Below are 16,168 nucleotides of genomic sequence, written 5' to 3'. Positions count from 1 at the left end.
CGGAGGAAGTCAGTGAACGACTACAAGAACCATGCAATCGTGCTCAAACAGCGCCCCCAGGGCGAAATCCAGGATGGCGACCTTGTTATGGAAGAGCGCCCTGTTCGGCCACCCAACGAGGGAGAGGTGGTCGCCCAGGTCCTGTGGCTGTCGCTGGATCCTTACATGCGCCCGCGCATGAACGATGCCAAGGGGTACATGGACCCCATTGCCATTGATGAGGTGATCGTGGGTGAAAGCGTCGCGCGGATCGTGGAGTCCAACTCCGACAAGCTCAAGGTCGGCGACCTGGTCACCTGCTACTCCGGCTGGCAGGAATACGTGACCTTCCCGGCGGATGCGCCGATGGTTTACAAGATCAACCAGAAAGACAATGTGCCCCTGCAGACTTATCTGGGCGTAGCGGGTATGCCCGGTCGTACCGGCTACTGCGGCCTGATGTACGTGGGCAAACCCAAGGCGGGTGAAACCGTGGTGGTGTCTGCCGCTTCCGGCCCTGTTGGCACCGTGGTTGGACAAACCGCCAAAAAAGAAGGCTGTCGCGTTGTCGGTGTGGCCGGCGGGCCGGACAAATGCGGTTTTGTGGTTGAGGAACTGGGTTTTGATGCCTGTGTCGATTACAAGGCGGGTAACCTTGAAGAGGATCTGAAAGCGGCCTGCCCTGACGGCATTGATATCTATTTCGAGAACGTTGGCGGCGCCGTGACCCGCGCAGTCGCGCCGTTACTGAACCCGGGGGCTCGCGTGCCTATCTGTGGTTATGTGTCGGCCTACAACGCCAGTGACATGGCGTCGGTCGAGACGCCTTTCCACGTCCTGAAAGCATTGGATCCGGTACCAGAGCACCGTTTTTTCCTGGTCACGGAGTGGCAGGACAAGCATCAGGAGATTACCGGTATTCTCGCTGACCGGATTGCCTCCGGTGAGCTGAAGTATCGGGAGACCATTGCCGAAGGACTGGATAATGCCGTTGACGCGTTCAAGGGGATGCTGAAAGGGCAGAACTTTGGCAAGCAGCTGGTCCATGTTTCGGACTGACCTGACGTGCCTGTGTCGGGTTACGCTTCGCTAACCCGACCTACTTTTCATCAGGCGCTGACTCTTAACAGCACTTTGCCGGTATTCCTGTTCTCGGCCACGTAGGCCATGGCTTCGGCGGTCTCTTCAATCGGCCAGTCCCGATCAATAATCGGCACAATCTGCTTCGAGCTCAGCAACGGCCAGACATGACGATAAAGGGCCTGCATGACCTCCCCTTTGACCGCCACGGGTCGTGACCGCAGGGTGGATCCGATCAGGCGATGACGTTTCACCAGCATCAGGCCAAGATCCACTTCGGCTGTCCGACCACCCATCAGGCCAATCAATACGATTCGACCATCTGCGTTCAGGACTTTCTGGTTATCGCCGATGTAACTGCCGCCCACCGGGTCCAGCACCATGTCGATGCCACCCCATTTACGGACCGCATCCACGAACGAGCCGTTCGTTCGGTTCCAGATACCGGTCGCACCAAGCTTCTGACAGGCGGCCAACTTTTCATCATCTCCGGCGGTGGCAAACACCGGATTCCCAAACGCGGTGGCCAGCTGTATAACCGCCGTACCCAGACCACTGGCGGCGGCGTGGAGCAGGACTTTTTCGCCGGGTTCCAGTCCCGCCTCCCGGTACAGATTCAACCAGGCCGTTGCGAACACCTCAGGCACCGCCGCAGCCTGCCTGAGTGACAGCCCATCCGGAATCGGCAACACCTGCACTGCCGGCACAATCACCTTGGTGGCGTAGCCGCCGCCGGTCAGCAGGGCACAGACTTCGTCCCCCGGATTAAAGCCGGTCACGCCCTCACCAACGTCGGCAATGGTCCCGCTCACTTCCAGCCCCAGGATGTCCGAGGCGCCGGGAGGCGGCGGATAAACGCCGGCCCTCTGCATCAGGTCAGCACGATTGATAGCGGTCCATGCCACGTCAATGCTGACATGGCCTTCTGGCAGTTCCGTGGGAGCGTCGCAGGTCTCCCAGTTCAGAGCATCGCCGACAACCTTGATCGCCTTCATCATATTCGCCCGCTCCGGTGGTTCATTTTTGATTGGTTGAGCATAACGCGTCACCGCCTATGGTGACATACATGGCATTGTGATAGCTGCGTTTCAATTCGGTCAGGCGCCATTCATCAGGGCGCTTTATAGCCGGCTTCTGCGCCAGCAGTGATATCAATGTGTCGGCAGCACAGCGAGCTTCCCGCTGCGGATCATCGACCAGGCTGGTATAACGCTGGGAGGCAGGAACATACTCCGGATACGCCAGACGATCCGGCGCCAGGGCCAGGCAGCCAGAGGCCATGGCTTCCAGCATTGATAGCCCCTGAAAATCGTGCAGTGCCGTGGACACCACTACGTCGGCCTCATGCAACAGTTTGTCGTACGCTTCACGACTTTCCATATATCCCCAGCGCACAAGCCGGCTGCCATGGCGGTTCTGTATCTCGTCAAACACCCGGGGCTGGTTCCTGAACTGCTCTCCTACCACGCTGATGCGAAAATCCTGGCCCAGCTCCACCAGCCGGTCAAGCAGCAGTAACAGCCGGTCCGGCGATTTGTCGTACTCCCAGCGGTGATTCCACAACAAATGTGGGCAGGCGACGTTATGGGGAACGGCGCGCTCCCGGAACAGAGAGTCCTCTATCGGCACGGGAATCACGCTGGACTTGTCCCGTATCTGACGAATCACGCCATCGGGCAGGCCGTCAGGCAGCTGGTCGAGAAAGCCATAGGCTTCGTCCAGAAAGCTGTCCCGGTTCCACTCGCTGTTGAACACCACGCGATCCGCCGCAACCGCGCTGTACAGGTTGACCATCTTGGGCTCGGCACTGGAGTGCTGCCTGCCGGAATCCGGGTAGGCAAACTGATTCTCATGCATGTAGAGCAAAGCCGGGGTACGGGCGAGATGGGGCTGGAAGCCGCGAATGGACGCCAGATCCACCATGGAGGTGACCACCAACAGATCCCAGCTTTGCCGGAGCGCGGGCTCCTGTAGCCAGGTCAGCGCGTTACCGCGAATCCGCCAGCGAAAGAACCGGGGCGGTAAGGCAAGCACGTGCCAGTCGAATGCCGGCTGGCTGGCGACCAGTTGTTCCCGCCAGCGTTTGTGGCTGCCGGCATCGTAGGCTGACAGTAAAAGTACTCTTGGTGTTGACGATGGTAGTGGTTGCTCGGGCATGAGCGCATTCTGCCCTACTCCCGATTCGACAGCCAGACGCTCTGGTAAGGCTTCAGCGTAAGAGAGCCGCTCAGGTCATCCACCCGCAGCCCGGAAATCAGGTCCACCCACTGGTCGGTGCCAATCAGGTTGATATCACTCAAAGCCACTTCCTGGAATTCATCGCTGATATTGTGGATGCAGAAAATGGACTGATCCCGCCGCATGCTCTGGCGCCAGAACCCAAACAACTGCAGCCCGAGATGGAGCGTGAACTGGGTGGCGTTGGGGTGGAACGCCGGCTGCCGGCGACGAATGGCAATCAGGCGTTTCAGCTCTTTGAACACCTCGCTGTGATGGCTTAGCGGATTGGCCAGTTCACTTTCAATCGATTCGAGCTTCCACTGCCCCCGATTGATGGAACGCAGACGGCCGGTGTGCTCGGCTCGCTCGTAGTCGTTTTCGGTGGCCAGCAAACTGTGAATGTAGAAGGCGGGAATGCCCTCCAGCGCCAGCATCACTGCATGGGCGCAGATGAAGCGCTGCAATTGCCAGTGATCGGCCCCACCTTTGACCGTGCCCTTGAGCGCATCGTACAGCGCAATGTTGATCTCGTAGGGCTGGTCACGACCGTCTTCTGTGCGGCGGTAGGAGACCTTGCCGCCGAAGGACTCCATGGCATTGATCAGCCCCTGCTTCTCGTCTTCAGTCAGTAGGCCATCGGTGGGACGCAGCCCCACACCGTCATGGGAAGCAATGAAATTCAGGTAAGTGGTGCCCATCTGCGCCGGCGGCATGCTCATCAACCAGGTTTTCAGGTGGCGACAGTTGCCGGTCACCAGGGTATGGATCAGCAGCGGCGGCAGGGAAAAGTTGTAAATCGCGTGCGCTTCATTGGCGTTACCAAAATACGTCAGGTTTTCCCGATTCGGCACGTTGGTTTCAGTGATCACCACTGCCCGCGGGCTGTGATGTTCAATCAGCAGCCTCAGGATCTTGATCAGTTCGTGGGTCTGCTGGAGGTGGATAGAGGGAGTTCCCGGTTCTTTCCACAGGAATGCCACGGCGTCGAGCCGGAACATGACCACGCCGCGCTCCAGGTATTTGCGGATGATCGACACAAATTCGCTCAACACCCGCGGGTTGGCAAAGTTCAGGTCCACCTGATCTTCACTGAACGTACACCACACGTAGCGTTCGCCGTCCTCCGTCATCACCGGATTCAGCAGTGGCGATGTCCGAGGGCGCACCACCGCACTCAGATCGTCACTCAGGCTGGCTTCGAAAAAGTAATCCTTGCCCGGGTCCACGCGCTTGCGGAAATTCTCAAACCAACGGCTGCGGGCGGACATGTGGTTGATCACCAGATCCGCCATCAGCTTGAAATCTCCGGCGATACGCTCGATATCATCCCAGTTGCCATGGGATTCGTTCACCGCCAGGTAATCCATCACCGAAAAACCATCGTCGGAGCTGTACGGGAAAAACGGCAGGATATGGACCGCTGAAACGGTATCCGCCAGGCAATCGTTCAGAAACCCACGGAGCGTCACCAGCGGTTTCTCATCCGCCCTGCGCACCGTGTCTGCATAGGTAATCAGGACGATGTCCGATGCATCCCAGTTGTTCTGGTGCGCTGGCGGGGGCTCCTGGTTCGGCGCCAGCCCCATGGTTTTGAGCAGCTTTTCCGCAAGAAACCCACTGTCGAGATCGGGATAAACGACCTCCAGCATCCCCGCCAGCTTGGATTTCAGTGGTTCTTTCATGGGCGGAACTCCTCGTTATCCAGATCCACCGCCTCCATCAGTTGCTCCTTGATGTCCGGAATCGCACTTGCCACCCGGTTCCAACTGGGAATGAACGGTGTATCCATAGGATTATCGAGGAAATAGGCCCCGGCGCGCATCACATTCTGCGCAAACAGCTCCACGGCCTTTTCTTCCTTATGCCGATCAAAGGTCAGGCCATTGATGATGGCGTCATTCTGATAGGTCTCAACAAAATCCAGCGCGATCCGGAAATAGGTGGCCTTGATGGTGCGGAACTTCTCATTGGAGAAGATCTCGCCATTGGTGGCCAGCTTACGGAACAGCGCCTTGGAGATGTCCGTGCTCATCTTGGACAACCCACGGTTGGCATCTTCCGGCGACAGCTCCTGGTGTTTGTGATCGTAGGTATCGGCAATGTCCACCTGGCACAATCGGTTGGTGGCGTAGTTGCGCTTCATTTCAGACAGCACCCCCACTTCCAGCCCCCAGTCACTGGGGATGCGCAAATCGTTGATCACATCGGTGCGGAAAGAGAATTCGCCCGCCAGCGGGTAGCGGTAGCTGTCCAGGTAGTCCAGAAAATCATTGGGGCCACAGACTTTTTTCAGCGCCCGGATCAGCGGTGTTACCAGTAATCGGCTGACGCGACCGTTCATCTTGCTGTCCGCCACACGGGCGTAATAGCCTTTACAAAACATATAGTTGAACGCAGGGTTGGCGACCGGGTAGATCAGGCGCGCCACCAGATCCCGGGAATAGGTCAGAATATCGCAGTCGTGCAGTGCCACGGATTTGCTGAGACCGGAGGCCAGCACATAACCAAAGCAGTACCAGACATTGCGCCCCTTCCCCATTTCCGTCGGCGCCAGATTCTGCTCACGGAGCTTGAGATCAATGGCACGCAGCCTGGGACCATCATTCCAGAGCACCTTGAAATTCTGAGGCAGCTCTGAAAAATACTCCATCGCGTAGCGATACTGAGCTTCGGTTGCCTGGTCCAGCCCGATCACAATCTGCTCCAGATAAGGCACCCTGGCCAGCTCGCTGACGATGTTTTTCAGGGCAGGACCTTCCAGTTCCGAAAACAGTGAGGGCAGCACCAGTGACATGGGGCGCTCCTTGCGAAAGTTCATCAGTTCCTGTTCCAGATCCTCCACCGGGCGGCGGGTCAGGTTATGAAGGGTGGTGACGATGCCGTTCTGGTAGAAATCGCCCATGGCTGAGTTCCTCTTGCTCAGTAACCGTACTCAAAAAGGATATTGAGTACGCATTCATTCCAGCCTTCAGGGCCGGGCTTGAGGGAGCGCATGGCGTGGCGATCCGAGGTCAGCTGCACCTGATCAGACAGAGCGCCGCGGATAATGACCGGAAGATTGACCGACTCCAGCATCCTCTGATCGTTGGGGCTGTCCCCCAGCGCGACAGTCAACAGGGATTCCCGACCATAGTGCTCCCGATATTTACTCAGCAAGAAACGGACCCCATCCGCTTTATCGAAGTTTCCCATGGCATGAAAAAAGCGCCCTCCCCGTACCAGGCGCAGGTTTTCCGCGGCCAGCTGTTCAGTAAAACACTCTCGCTCCTCTTCTGTGCCTTCCCATAGCAAAGGCTCTGTTCCCAGCCGGTCCTGGGCCTGCCCGGCGGAAGCCAGAGACAGTCCGGTGCAACGGGCCAGCTCCTCCGCCGACATGTCCGCGAAGCCCCGGAACCTGAAACCCTGTGAGCGCATATGCTGCAAGACCGCCAACACCTGATCCCGCGGTGCTCCAAAATGCACCAACTGCTCGGCCCCTGATCCAAAACAGTTCGCCGGAAGCACCACCGCTGCCCCATTTTCGACAATGAACGGGTCATGGATGTCCAGCGCGGCCCGGATATCGCGAATTTCCGGGGCTGTCTTGCTGGAATTGAGAATCACCGGGATATTTGCCCGCCGCAGCCGCTCCAAAGCGGGCTCCGCGGCCTGCCAACGGTAGGTGTCGTGGTCTAGCAGCGTGCCGTCCAGATCGGTGAATACCAGCAGGCGGGGCTTGGTCATGTCGTATCTCCGTCAGGCTGTTCGTAATCGAGGCAAGCCCAGGTTCTGGTCATCGGTCATGATTCCGAGGGCGCCGGGCATTCGCCCCTTTTTGGTGCATCGCCCTGACGCCGGGCCAGCGACTGAACATGCCTTGCCAGCGGTACGATGGTCTGTTCCCCTGTCCTCACGTAGGATGGCAGTAAGGATTCCTGATCCATCAGGGGCAGCAGTTTTTTTCAGAAGCTGTTGATCAGCCACGGTCCGGCGTCCCGAGAAAATTGTGTTTACATCATGATTTAGCATGTTTTGTACCAGTTGAGAGTATAAGCGTCCTATGAGCAACAACCGTTTTCGGGTGGAACATCGCTATCTGGAGCTGCCGGACAGCTTCTACACCCGGGTACAGCCCACACCGCTGAAAGACGCTCGCATGGCGTGCTTTAACCATGCGCTGGCGAAACAGATGGGCTTTCACAGCAACCAGCCGGAAGATTGGACCGGCGTGGGCGCCGGTACTGAATTACTGGAAGGCATGGACCCGGTAGCCATGAAATACACCGGCCACCAGTTCGGCATGTACAACCCGGACCTGGGGGATGGCCGCGGCCTGCTGCTATGGGAAACCATCGGTCCGGACGGACGGCGCTGGGACTGGCACCTGAAAGGCTCCGGCATGACCCCCTATTCCCGCTTTGGTGATGGCCGCGCGGTGCTACGCTCCACCATTCGCGAATACCTCTGCAGCGAGGCCATGCATGGCCTGGGCATTCCCACCACACGCGCGCTGTTCATGGTCAGCGCCCGGGACCCGGTCCGCCGCGAATCCATTGAGACCGCTGCCGCCCTGGTCCGCGTGGCCGAAACCCACATACGTTTCGGGCATTTCGAGTTCGCCGCTCACCACGAAGGCAAGGACACACTGAAAACCCTGATGGACCATGTCATTGCCCTGCACTTTCCCCATTTGATCGGGCTGGCAGACAGCGAGCGCTACGCAAGGTGGTTCGAGGAAGTGGTCGAACGCACCGCGCGGCTGGTCGCCGACTGGCAGGCGGTTGGCTTCTGCCACGGCGTCATGAACAGCGACAACATGTCCATCATCGGCGACACCTTCGATTACGGCCCCTACGCGTTCCTGGATGATTTTGACGCCGGCTACATCGCCAACCACACCGATCAGGGCGGCCGCTACGCCTACAACCGCCAGCCGGAAATCGGCTTTGTAAACTGCCAGTACCTGGCCAATGCCCTGCTGCCCGTCATGGATGAGGACGGTGTCCGCCGCGGCCTCAAGCGATACGAAGTCGCCTACAACGAACGCTTCCTGCAGAACATGCGGGATAAGCTCGGGCTGGTGCAGGAGGATCAGTCAGACCTGCCGCTGATCATGGACACGTTCAGCATGCTCCACGAACATCACGTGGACTTCACCCGGTTCTTCCGTGGGCTGTCCAGCCTGACCACCAAAGGCACCGCGCCCATCCGCGACCTGTTTGTGGATCGAAGCGTGGCGGATCAATGGCTTGAGCGCTATCAACAACGCCTGGAAATGGAAAGCCGCGCCCACGACGCCCGTGAATACGCCATGCGCCAGGTGAACCCCAAATACATCCTGCGGAACTACCTGGCCCAGCAGGTGATTCAGGAAGCGCAGAACGGCGACTATGAGCCGATGAAGGAATTGCTGAAGGTATTGGAAAAGCCGTTTGACGAACAGCCGGAATTCGAAGGGTATGCGGCGCTTCCCCCGGACTGGGGGAAGCACCTGAACATCAGTTGCTCGTCCTGATCCCGGCCGGGATCAGGAACACGCCATCAGCGATCAGACTGCTTTGGCAGAAATGATCTTGTCGTGCCACTCCGCCGGACCGGTCTGGTGGACGGAGGACCCTGTGGAATCCACTGCCACGGTGACGGGCATGTCTTCCACCTCAAACTCATAGATGGCTTCCATACCCAGCTCTTCAAAGGCCACCACTTCCGCCTTCTTGATGGCTTTCGATACCAGGTAAGCGGAACCGCCCACGGCCATCAGGTACACCGCACCAAATTCGCGGATGGCGTCAATCGCTACCTGACCACGCTCGGCCTTGCCGATCATGCCGGTGAGGCCGGTTTTCTCCAGCATGGTGCGGGTGAACTTGTCCATACGGGTGGCGGTGGTGGGGCCAGCCGGGCCAACCACTTCTTCACGCACCGGATCGACCGGGCCCACGTAATAGATGAAGCGACCTTTCAGATCCACCGGCAGCTCTTCGCCGCGTTCGATCATGTCCACCATCTTCTTGTGGGCGGCATCACGACCGGTCAGCATCTTGCCGGACAGCAGTACGGTTTCACCCGGTTTCCAGTCTTTCACGTCTTCCGGAGTCACCGTATCCAGGTTCACGCGGCGAACGCTGTCACCCACTTCCCAGGTGATTTCCGGCCAGTCTTCCAGGCTCGGCGGAGTTTGCAGTGAGGGGCCGGAGCCATCCAGCACAAAGTGTGCGTGGCGGGTGGCGGCGCAGTTCGGAATGATCGCCACCGGCTTGTTGGCCGCGTGGGTGGGATAATCCTTCACTTTCACGTCCAGAACCGTGGTCAGGCCGCCCAGGCCCTGGGCGCCGATGCCCAGTTCGTTAACCTTGTCGAACAGCTCCAGGCGCAGTTCCTCGGAGCGGTTGGACGCACCACGGGCCTGCAGGTCATGAATATCGATCGGGTCCAGCAGGGACTCTTTTGCCAGCTCCATCGCCTTCTCGGCGGTGCCGCCAATACCAATACCCAGCATACCCGGTGGACACCAGCCGGCACCCATCTGCGGCACCATTTTCAGAACCCAGTCCACCACCGAGTCGGACGGGTTCAGCATGGCAAACTTGGACTTGGCCTCGGAACCACCGCCTTTGGCCGCCACGTGGACATCCACGGTATTGCCCGGAACCATCTTGTAATGGATTACCGCCGGGGTGTTGTCCTTGGTGTTGGCGCGCTTGCCGTCCGGATCGGCGAGTACGGAAGCCCGCAGCACGTTATCCGAGTGAGTGTAAGCGCGGCGAACGCCTTCATTAATAATGTCGTCCAGCGGCATGTCGGCATCCCACTGCACATCCATACCGATGGTGACGAATACCGTCACAATGCCCGTATCCTGACAGATCGGCCGCTTGCCCTGGGCGCACATGCGGGAGTTGATCAGGATTTGCGCCATGGCATCCTTCGCCGCCTGGGACTCTTCTCTCTGATAGGCCTCATACACAGCCTGAATAAAATCTTTCGGGTGGTAGTAGGAAATGAACTGCAGCGCGTCCGCTACGCTCTCGATCAGGTCGTCCTGGCGAATTACGGTGGTCATAGGCGTCTCATCAGTTTTGGTTTATCGATGAAAAAATCGGAAGCGGGAGTTTACCAGAAAATGACCAAAGCGCGGCATCGGGCAGTTGATGAAAAACCGTAAAAAAAACCATGGAAAGAAGGTACCATCCTAACGAATAAATCAAGAAAGACAGCAGGAGACACCGTGACCGACCTCGTCCTCACTGAAAAAAACAAACAGGTACTGGTGGTGCGCATCAATCGCCTGGACCGGAAAAACGCACTCACCCACGCCATGTATACAGCCCTGGGTGATGCCCTTGAACAGGCCCACGCCGATGCGGATATCCGCTGCGTGCTGTTTACCGGCAGCGACGACTGTTTTACCGCCGGGAACGACCTGAGCGATTTCGCCCAGGGCCTGCCAGGCTCCTTCGAGGAAACCCCGGTCGGTCGCTTCCTGTTCCTGCTGGCGACGGCCACCAAGCCCGTTGTAGCCGCTGTTAATGGCCCCGCAGTCGGCATCGGCACCACCATGCTGTTGCACTGCGACCTGGTATTCGCTGGTAACAACACCCGTTTCCAGATGCCCTTTGCCAACCTGGGCCTGTGCCCGGAAGGCGGTTCCAGCCTGCTGCTGCCTTCATGGATTGGCCGCGTCCGCGCAGCGGAATTGCTGATGCTGGGCGGCGCCTTCACTGCTGAGGACGCTAACCGCCTGGGTATCATCAACCGGGTATGCGAGCCGGAAGCCACTGAAGCCACCGCCCTGGAAACCTGCCACCAACTGGCCGCCCAGGCGCCGGCAGCTATCCGCGCCACCAAGGAACTGCTGAACCGCCCCACTCTGGAACAGCTGAAAGACACCATGATTGCAGAGGGAGCGCTGTTCGGCGAACGCCTCAAATCCGGAGAAGCCGCCGAAGCCTTCAAAGCCTTTATGGAGAAGCGGAAGCCGGACTTCACAAAGTTCGACTGACCACCCTGAGCAAACTCGACAAACGCCTCCCCGCCAACTATTTTTCAAACAGGCCAAACTCCTTCCGTGCGGGGAGGCTCCAAAACGCCAGAATCACACTTTTGGCTGATCAACTGTTGCCATACTGTCGCTATAGTCAAAGTTACAGAAATTGGCACAGAGCGCTGGCTACAATTTCAAATAACCGTATTAGCAACACAGGCCTCTGACACAGGGTTTACCGGAGCAGACCGGCCCCGTCACCGGCCGACAATAACGACACAACAACAGGAAAAGGTTCCACACCCATGTTCAAGAAAACACTAATAAGTCTTGCCGTGGCGTCTTCCCTTGGTCTGACAGGGTGCTTCGATAGCGCCGGCTCCGGGAAGAATGCGAATCCGGATTATAAGATCAATAATCCCGCCATTGACGGGAAAACCTGGCCAGTTTTTAATCCGCTGCTGAGCCAGCTTCCTATTCCGAACGATCTGATTTTTGACTCTGAACAGGGTGACGGCACCTTTGGCGTTGCAGATAGCTCTCCGCCCGTTACGACCGCACTGAACGAACTGAGCGGCGCGTCTACCGTTGCTCCGGCGGTAATCCAGTTTAATGGACAGATTGATCCAGGCACCGTGGTTTACGGTGAGACCGTGTTCCTTCTTGAACTGGATTATGCCAGTGGCGATCCGGTACAAGGCCTGAGCATTGGCGAGCCACCGACCGTGGTTGGCCCAGCTCCTGCTCGTGCTGATGTTGAAACACTGGACGGCACATCAGCCATCCGCATCCTGCCTCTGCAACCGCTGAACCCGCGCAAGCGTTACATAGCAGTTGTGACCAAGGACATCACCGACATCAATGGCGAAGCCATTATTGCTTCACCCAGCTACAGCAACCTGACCGATGAAGAGCAGCCGCTGGGTAACGCTGCCCTGGCTCCGGTTCGGACGCTCATCAATAGCTTGTGGGAGCCGATTGCCGGCGCTGCGCTTGGCATTACTGATGAAGACATTGCGATTAGTTACAGCTTTACTACGTCGAACGATGAGAAGGTGTTGCAGTATATTGCTGAGCCTGCGGCTTGGTTTGCAGATCAACTGCTAACTTTCGTCAAGGTTTCTGCCGCAGAGGCTGCAATCGAAGGTGGTGCCTCTAGTTTCGATCAGGTAGACGCCACTGTTACCGGTGCCGTAACTGCTTTCCCGAGCGCGGAAATAAAAGGCGCTCTCGATCCGGGCGACCAGTGCCCAGTCACTGGCGAAGATTTCATAAACTGCGTCGCACCGGGAATTGCTGCCCAATTTAGCCCACTACTCCCTACACCCACGCCTGATAACCGCAGCGCAGACGACTTTGATTTGGGGGCCCCAGAACCGGTTACGCTGGTATCCTCAGTTGCAGCTTCCGTTTACTCCGCGCTAGATGAGCAGTTGGGCGGTACAGCTCCCACAGTTTTAGCGGTTCAGGGTACGGTATCCTTACCCTATTACTTGGGCACCTCAGGCTCCAACATACTGACAAACTCCTGGAAGGCAGATGACACACTCGCCTCTACATTGAACGACACGTTTGCTGACCTTGGGCTTGTGATACCTCAATCCGACACCAGCGTTTCAACTACGGTGAACTATATCTTCCCGTTCCCCAAGAAAACTGCTGATGTTGATGTCCCAGCACTGATCATTTATCCAGCAACCGGCACAACAAATGGTGTTGTCATGTACCAGCATGGTATCACCACCGATCGCAGTGCCGCCCTAAGCTTCGGTACTGCCCTCGCAACCCTTGGCTACACAGTGGTAGCAATTGATCAACCTCTTCACGGCGTAGGCGCTTTTACCGAGGAAGATCAGGATACGCTGGCGACTCGCCTATTAGAGGCTGGGCAGGACGCAGGTTTGCCAGCATCCCTGGCACCCTCCGAGACCACCAACGCGGCCCTTATTGCAGGTCAACTAAACCTCAACTTCGTTATGCAGGCTCTTAGTCAAGATGAAGCTACCGCCCAAGCTACAATCGATGACGTGCTTACAGGCGGCACATCTGGTGATGCTGGCGTAGACATGGCCATCGGCTTCCTTGCTGGCGCTGAAAACTCCGTTGCCAATGCAGGGAGCACTGTACCTGGCCTTGCACCAATGGAAGGCAATGAACGCCACTTCGGCTTCTACTCACCAACACCAGGAACTGTTGACGCTATTGACTACGCCGCTGGCGAAGGCGACTCAGGAAGTATGTTCATCAACCTCCTGAACTTCACCAATAGCCGTGACAATATCCGCCAGAGTGCAGTGGATCAGATGAACCTACGCGTCAGCCTGAGCGATCTCGATCTGTCAGGCATTGGAGGTGCAGACCTTAGCACCGCCCAGTTCAACTTCGCCGGCCACTCTCTCGGCACAATTACAGGTGCTCCGTTTGTAGCCAGCGTCAATGAAAACCAGCTGCCGGCAATTCTGGCAGGTGATCCTGCAGCGCCCGTGCCCTCCACCTACAACGATATCGCAGCAGTAAACATGCTGACACCAGGCGGCGGAGTCGTTCGACTGCTGGAGAACTCCCGCACCTTCGCTCCCCAGATCCTTGCCGGTCTTGGCCAGAGCGGTCTCAGCCAGGGCGATGCAAACCTCGAATCATTCCTGAACGTATTCCAGGCCACAATCGATACGGCTGACCCGATCAACTTCGTAGACAATCTGGCTGGCAGCACACCGACTTACCTGATGTCGGAAGTAGAAGCGGATACTGTCATACCGAATGCAGCCGATGAGGCTATCTGGGGCATTCCTGCACTCTCCGCCACAATCCCTGCATCCGAAACAGGATTGCAGGCATCAGTGACCGTAGACAGCTTTAACGCGCCATTGGCTGGCTCACGCCCTCTTAGCCTGATGTATGCAGATGGCATCGCTGACGCACTGTACGCCACATATACGCAAGCTGACTTCCCTGCTGGCGAAGGGGAAGACCCACTGAATCACGGTACACCGGTTTCAGCTTCCCCTGCAGCTGCGTTCTCTCAGATGGTTCAGGAGGCTGCCGCAACGTTCACTCCGTAACCTGAAAATTAAAGCTCTAGAACAAAAAAGCCCCCGGATTTCCGGGGGCTTTTTCGTTCATACCGCTAAATATTAGATGTCATACTCTGAAGATCTAACTTTCACAAGCCACCTACTCCATCTGCTCAAACTCATCCTGAGTTAACTGGCCATCACTGTCCCGATCCAGCTCCATCATCATGTCGCGAGTATCCTGACCTGACATGGACTCCTCGTCGGGGTTACCGGCTGCGGTGCTGCCGTAGACGTTCAGTTCGTCCTCGGTGAGGACACCATCCTGGTTGGCATCAAGCTCCTCAAAGGATTTGGATTGCATGCCGTGCCCTGTGGTTTCGCTTTGTTGCATTTGGTCACCACTGCCCTCCATTGCATCTTTTTCCATCTCGTCAGAACCGGCAGCGTAAACGGCCGGAATGCAGAGCGCCATGGACATCATGGTGGCAAGGCTCAGGGTTTTAATGCTCATCAGACACCTCCTTGATCATTTTTTGATCTATGGTTGACTGCATTTTCAATTAAGAACCCAATTTCGATAAAACGCCAATGACGCTTTAGCAACCTGCGGGCAACGCTTAGTTCAGGAAAGAATAGCGTCGCTATCCGCTCCCAGCTTCCTGCCTACATACTTTGCGGAACACGGGGTCTGACTGAACTTGATGGGGTAGCCAATCTGCCTTTGTTCACTGCCATCTTCCCGGTCCACACCGATCACCATTCCCCTCTCCTTTAATTGGGGATGCTCCGCCGCCTCGGAGATGGTCAGTACCGGTTCCACACACGCGTCCTCGTCCGCAAAGATCTCCTGCCATTGCGCCAGTGTTTTTTCGGCAATTTTCTCTTTCAGGGCCGCTTTCATTTTTTGCTGGTGTTCCGGGTTCTGGCTGAGGGCAAAGCTCTTTATATCGGGCAGACCCAGGGTGTCGCACAGGCGTGATGAGAACTGGGGCTCCAGGCTGCCGACGGACAGCCAGCGGCCATCGCTGGTCTGGTAGTAATCGTAGAAACTGCCGCCATTAAGAAGGCTGCTTTCCGGTTTCTGTTCCTGACCACCGGCCAGACAGGCGGCGCCGGACATGGCGTTAAGAGCGAAGGCCGCGTCGGTCATGCTGATATCGACAAACTGCCCTTCCCCGGTCTGCTGGCGGTGAACAACCGCCGCGAGAATCCCCATCACCGCGTGATGGGAGCCGCCGGCCACATCCGCAATCTGGATGCCCATGGGCGGTGGGCCGCTGTCCGCACGGCCACAATGGCTGGATACACCGGCCAGGGACAGGTAATTGATGTCGTGGCCCGCGCGGTTTTTATAGGGGCCAGTCTGGCCATAGCCGGTGATGGCGCAGTAAATCAGCTTCGGGTTAATGGCCTTGAGGGTGTCGTAGCCAATACCCAGGCGGTCCATCACGCCCGGACGGAATTGTTCGATGACGATGTCGAAGTCCTGCACCAGTTCCTTGATAACGTCGGCACTGCCCTCTTTCTTGAGGTCGATGCCGAGGGACCGCTTACCGCGGTTCAGATACGCATGGGCGGTGCTGGTGCCGCCGTCGTGGGGCGGCATGACCCGGGTCAGCTCCATTCGGTCCGGCGCTTCCACGCGCAGCACCTCCGCCCCCATGTCCGCCAGCAGCATGGTGGCGTAGGGTCCGGGCAGCAGGGTGCTGAAGTCGAGCACTTTCAGGGATGTCAGTGGGCCTGGCATGTTGTTCTCCTTGTTGGTGGTTACTTCTATGCTGACGTTTTTTTCCGATGGGGCCAACTGCGGGTTCCGTCATTCCAATTGGCCATTTCTTCCAGCTTTTGAGATGCCTGCAGGTTGCATTGTAGCCGGGGGGTTTTATGATGGGCTTCGTTTTCCAGGAAA

The 16,168-nt window shown here is 57.5% G+C and carries 12 protein-coding genes; 4 read left to right on the top strand and 8 right to left on the bottom strand.

Annotated elements, in window-relative coordinates; genetic code table 11:
• Positions 1 to 12 precede the first annotated feature (12 nt).
• Positions 13 to 1,038, top strand: coding sequence for an NADP-dependent oxidoreductase (locus ACQUWM_RS07760; RefSeq protein ID WP_428921745.1), 1,026 nt, complete (start codon positions 13 to 15; stop codon positions 1,036 to 1,038).
• 50 nt (positions 1,039 to 1,088) lie between these two features.
• On the opposite strand, the gene ACQUWM_RS07755 is transcribed toward ACQUWM_RS07760, so the two are convergent.
• From ACQUWM_RS07755 to ACQUWM_RS07735, 5 genes are read right to left on the bottom strand one after another with little or no spacing between them, the layout of a single operon-like run.
• Positions 1,089 to 2,054 carry an NAD(P)H-quinone oxidoreductase gene (locus tag ACQUWM_RS07755; protein ID WP_428921815.1) on the bottom strand — a complete coding sequence of 322 codons (966 nt, stop codon included), beginning with the start codon at positions 2,052 to 2,054 and terminating at the stop codon, positions 1,089 to 1,091.
• Between the two features lie 22 nt (positions 2,055 to 2,076).
• A complete protein-coding gene (locus ACQUWM_RS07750) occupies positions 2,077 to 3,216 on the bottom strand; it encodes a tRNA-queuosine alpha-mannosyltransferase domain-containing protein (RefSeq protein WP_428921744.1) in 1,140 nt (379 codons plus the stop codon).
• 14 nt (positions 3,217 to 3,230) lie between these two features.
• Positions 3,231 to 4,961 carry an alpha-amylase family glycosyl hydrolase gene (locus ACQUWM_RS07745; RefSeq protein ID WP_428921743.1) on the bottom strand — a complete coding sequence of 577 codons (1,731 nt, stop codon included), beginning with the start codon at positions 4,959 to 4,961 and terminating at the stop codon, positions 3,231 to 3,233.
• The gene (locus ACQUWM_RS07740; RefSeq protein ID WP_407002302.1) at positions 4,958 to 6,181 is read right to left on the bottom strand and encodes a glycosyl transferase; all 1,224 of its coding nucleotides are present in this window, start codon (positions 6,179 to 6,181) and stop codon (positions 4,958 to 4,960) included. The genes ACQUWM_RS07745 and ACQUWM_RS07740 overlap by 4 nt, the downstream gene beginning before the upstream one ends.
• Before the next feature lie 17 nt (positions 6,182 to 6,198).
• On the bottom strand, positions 6,199 to 7,002 hold the full coding sequence (locus ACQUWM_RS07735; protein ID WP_407002301.1) for an HAD-IIB family hydrolase: 804 nt from the start codon (positions 7,000 to 7,002) through the stop codon (positions 6,199 to 6,201).
• Positions 7,003 to 7,318: 316 nt separating this feature from the next.
• Here ACQUWM_RS07735 and ACQUWM_RS07730 point away from each other — a divergent pair, with 316 nt between their 5' ends.
• Entirely contained in the window at positions 7,319 to 8,773 is a 1,455-nt protein-coding gene (locus ACQUWM_RS07730) for a protein adenylyltransferase SelO (protein ID WP_428921742.1), read from the top strand.
• A gap of 33 nt (positions 8,774 to 8,806) precedes the next feature.
• Here the strand turns inward: ACQUWM_RS07730 and ACQUWM_RS07725 are convergent, their stop codons facing one another.
• Positions 8,807 to 10,321, bottom strand: coding sequence for a fumarate hydratase (locus ACQUWM_RS07725; protein ID WP_406987909.1), 1,515 nt, complete (start codon positions 10,319 to 10,321; stop codon positions 8,807 to 8,809).
• Between the two features lie 165 nt (positions 10,322 to 10,486).
• On the opposite strand from ACQUWM_RS07725, the gene ACQUWM_RS07720 reads away from it, so the two are divergent.
• Together ACQUWM_RS07720 and ACQUWM_RS07715 are read left to right on the top strand one after the other, a co-directional pair.
• On the top strand, positions 10,487 to 11,260 hold the full coding sequence (locus tag ACQUWM_RS07720; RefSeq protein ID WP_428921741.1) for an enoyl-CoA hydratase: 774 nt from the start codon (positions 10,487 to 10,489) through the stop codon (positions 11,258 to 11,260).
• 287 nt (positions 11,261 to 11,547) lie between these two features.
• A complete protein-coding gene (locus ACQUWM_RS07715; RefSeq protein WP_428921740.1) occupies positions 11,548 to 14,304 on the top strand; it encodes a hypothetical protein in 2,757 nt (918 codons plus the stop codon).
• Between the two features lie 112 nt (positions 14,305 to 14,416).
• On the opposite strand, the gene ACQUWM_RS07710 is transcribed toward ACQUWM_RS07715, so the two are convergent.
• Positions 14,417 to 14,770 (bottom strand): EF-hand domain-containing protein, encoded by a 354-nt coding sequence (locus tag ACQUWM_RS07710; RefSeq protein ID WP_428921739.1) that lies wholly within the window; start codon positions 14,768 to 14,770, stop codon positions 14,417 to 14,419.
• A gap of 111 nt (positions 14,771 to 14,881) precedes the next feature.
• Complete coding sequence (locus ACQUWM_RS07705; protein WP_428921738.1) at positions 14,882 to 16,006, bottom strand: CaiB/BaiF CoA transferase family protein; 1,125 nt, start codon at positions 16,004 to 16,006, stop codon at positions 14,882 to 14,884.
• Positions 16,007 to 16,168: the final 162 nt, after the last annotated feature.

Source organism: Marinobacter sp. DUT-3, assembly GCF_050379435.1.
In the GTDB taxonomy this organism is placed as follows: Bacteria; Pseudomonadota; Gammaproteobacteria; order Pseudomonadales; family Oleiphilaceae; genus Marinobacter.
The sequence above is the reverse complement of the archived record's forward strand: the minus strand, read 5'-3'. Positions and strand labels throughout refer to the sequence as shown.

Bases quoted from the DNA above. Each gene is read 5' to 3' on its own strand.
- ACQUWM_RS07755 (WP_428921815.1), bottom strand. From the start codon at position 2,054: ATGAAGGCGATCAAGGTTGTCGGCGATGCTCTGAACTGGGAGACCTGC.
- ACQUWM_RS07750 (WP_428921744.1), bottom strand. From the start codon at position 3,216: ATGCCCGAGCAACCACTACCATCGTCAACACCAAGAGTACTTTTACTG.
- ACQUWM_RS07745 (WP_428921743.1), bottom strand. From the start codon at position 4,961: ATGAAAGAACCACTGAAATCCAAGCTGGCGGGGATGCTGGAGGTCGTT.
- ACQUWM_RS07740 (WP_407002302.1), bottom strand. From the start codon at position 6,181: ATGGGCGATTTCTACCAGAACGGCATCGTCACCACCCTTCATAACCTG.
- ACQUWM_RS07735 (WP_407002301.1), bottom strand. From the start codon at position 7,002: ATGACCAAGCCCCGCCTGCTGGTATTCACCGATCTGGACGGCACGCTG.
- ACQUWM_RS07730 (WP_428921742.1), top strand. From the start codon at position 7,319: ATGAGCAACAACCGTTTTCGGGTGGAACATCGCTATCTGGAGCTGCCG.
- ACQUWM_RS07725 (WP_406987909.1), bottom strand. From the start codon at position 10,321: ATGACCACCGTAATTCGCCAGGACGACCTGATCGAGAGCGTAGCGGAC.
- ACQUWM_RS07715 (WP_428921740.1), top strand. From the start codon at position 11,548: ATGTTCAAGAAAACACTAATAAGTCTTGCCGTGGCGTCTTCCCTTGGT.
- ACQUWM_RS07710 (WP_428921739.1), bottom strand. From the start codon at position 14,770: ATGAGCATTAAAACCCTGAGCCTTGCCACCATGATGTCCATGGCGCTC.
- ACQUWM_RS07705 (WP_428921738.1), bottom strand. From the start codon at position 16,006: ATGCCAGGCCCACTGACATCCCTGAAAGTGCTCGACTTCAGCACCCTG.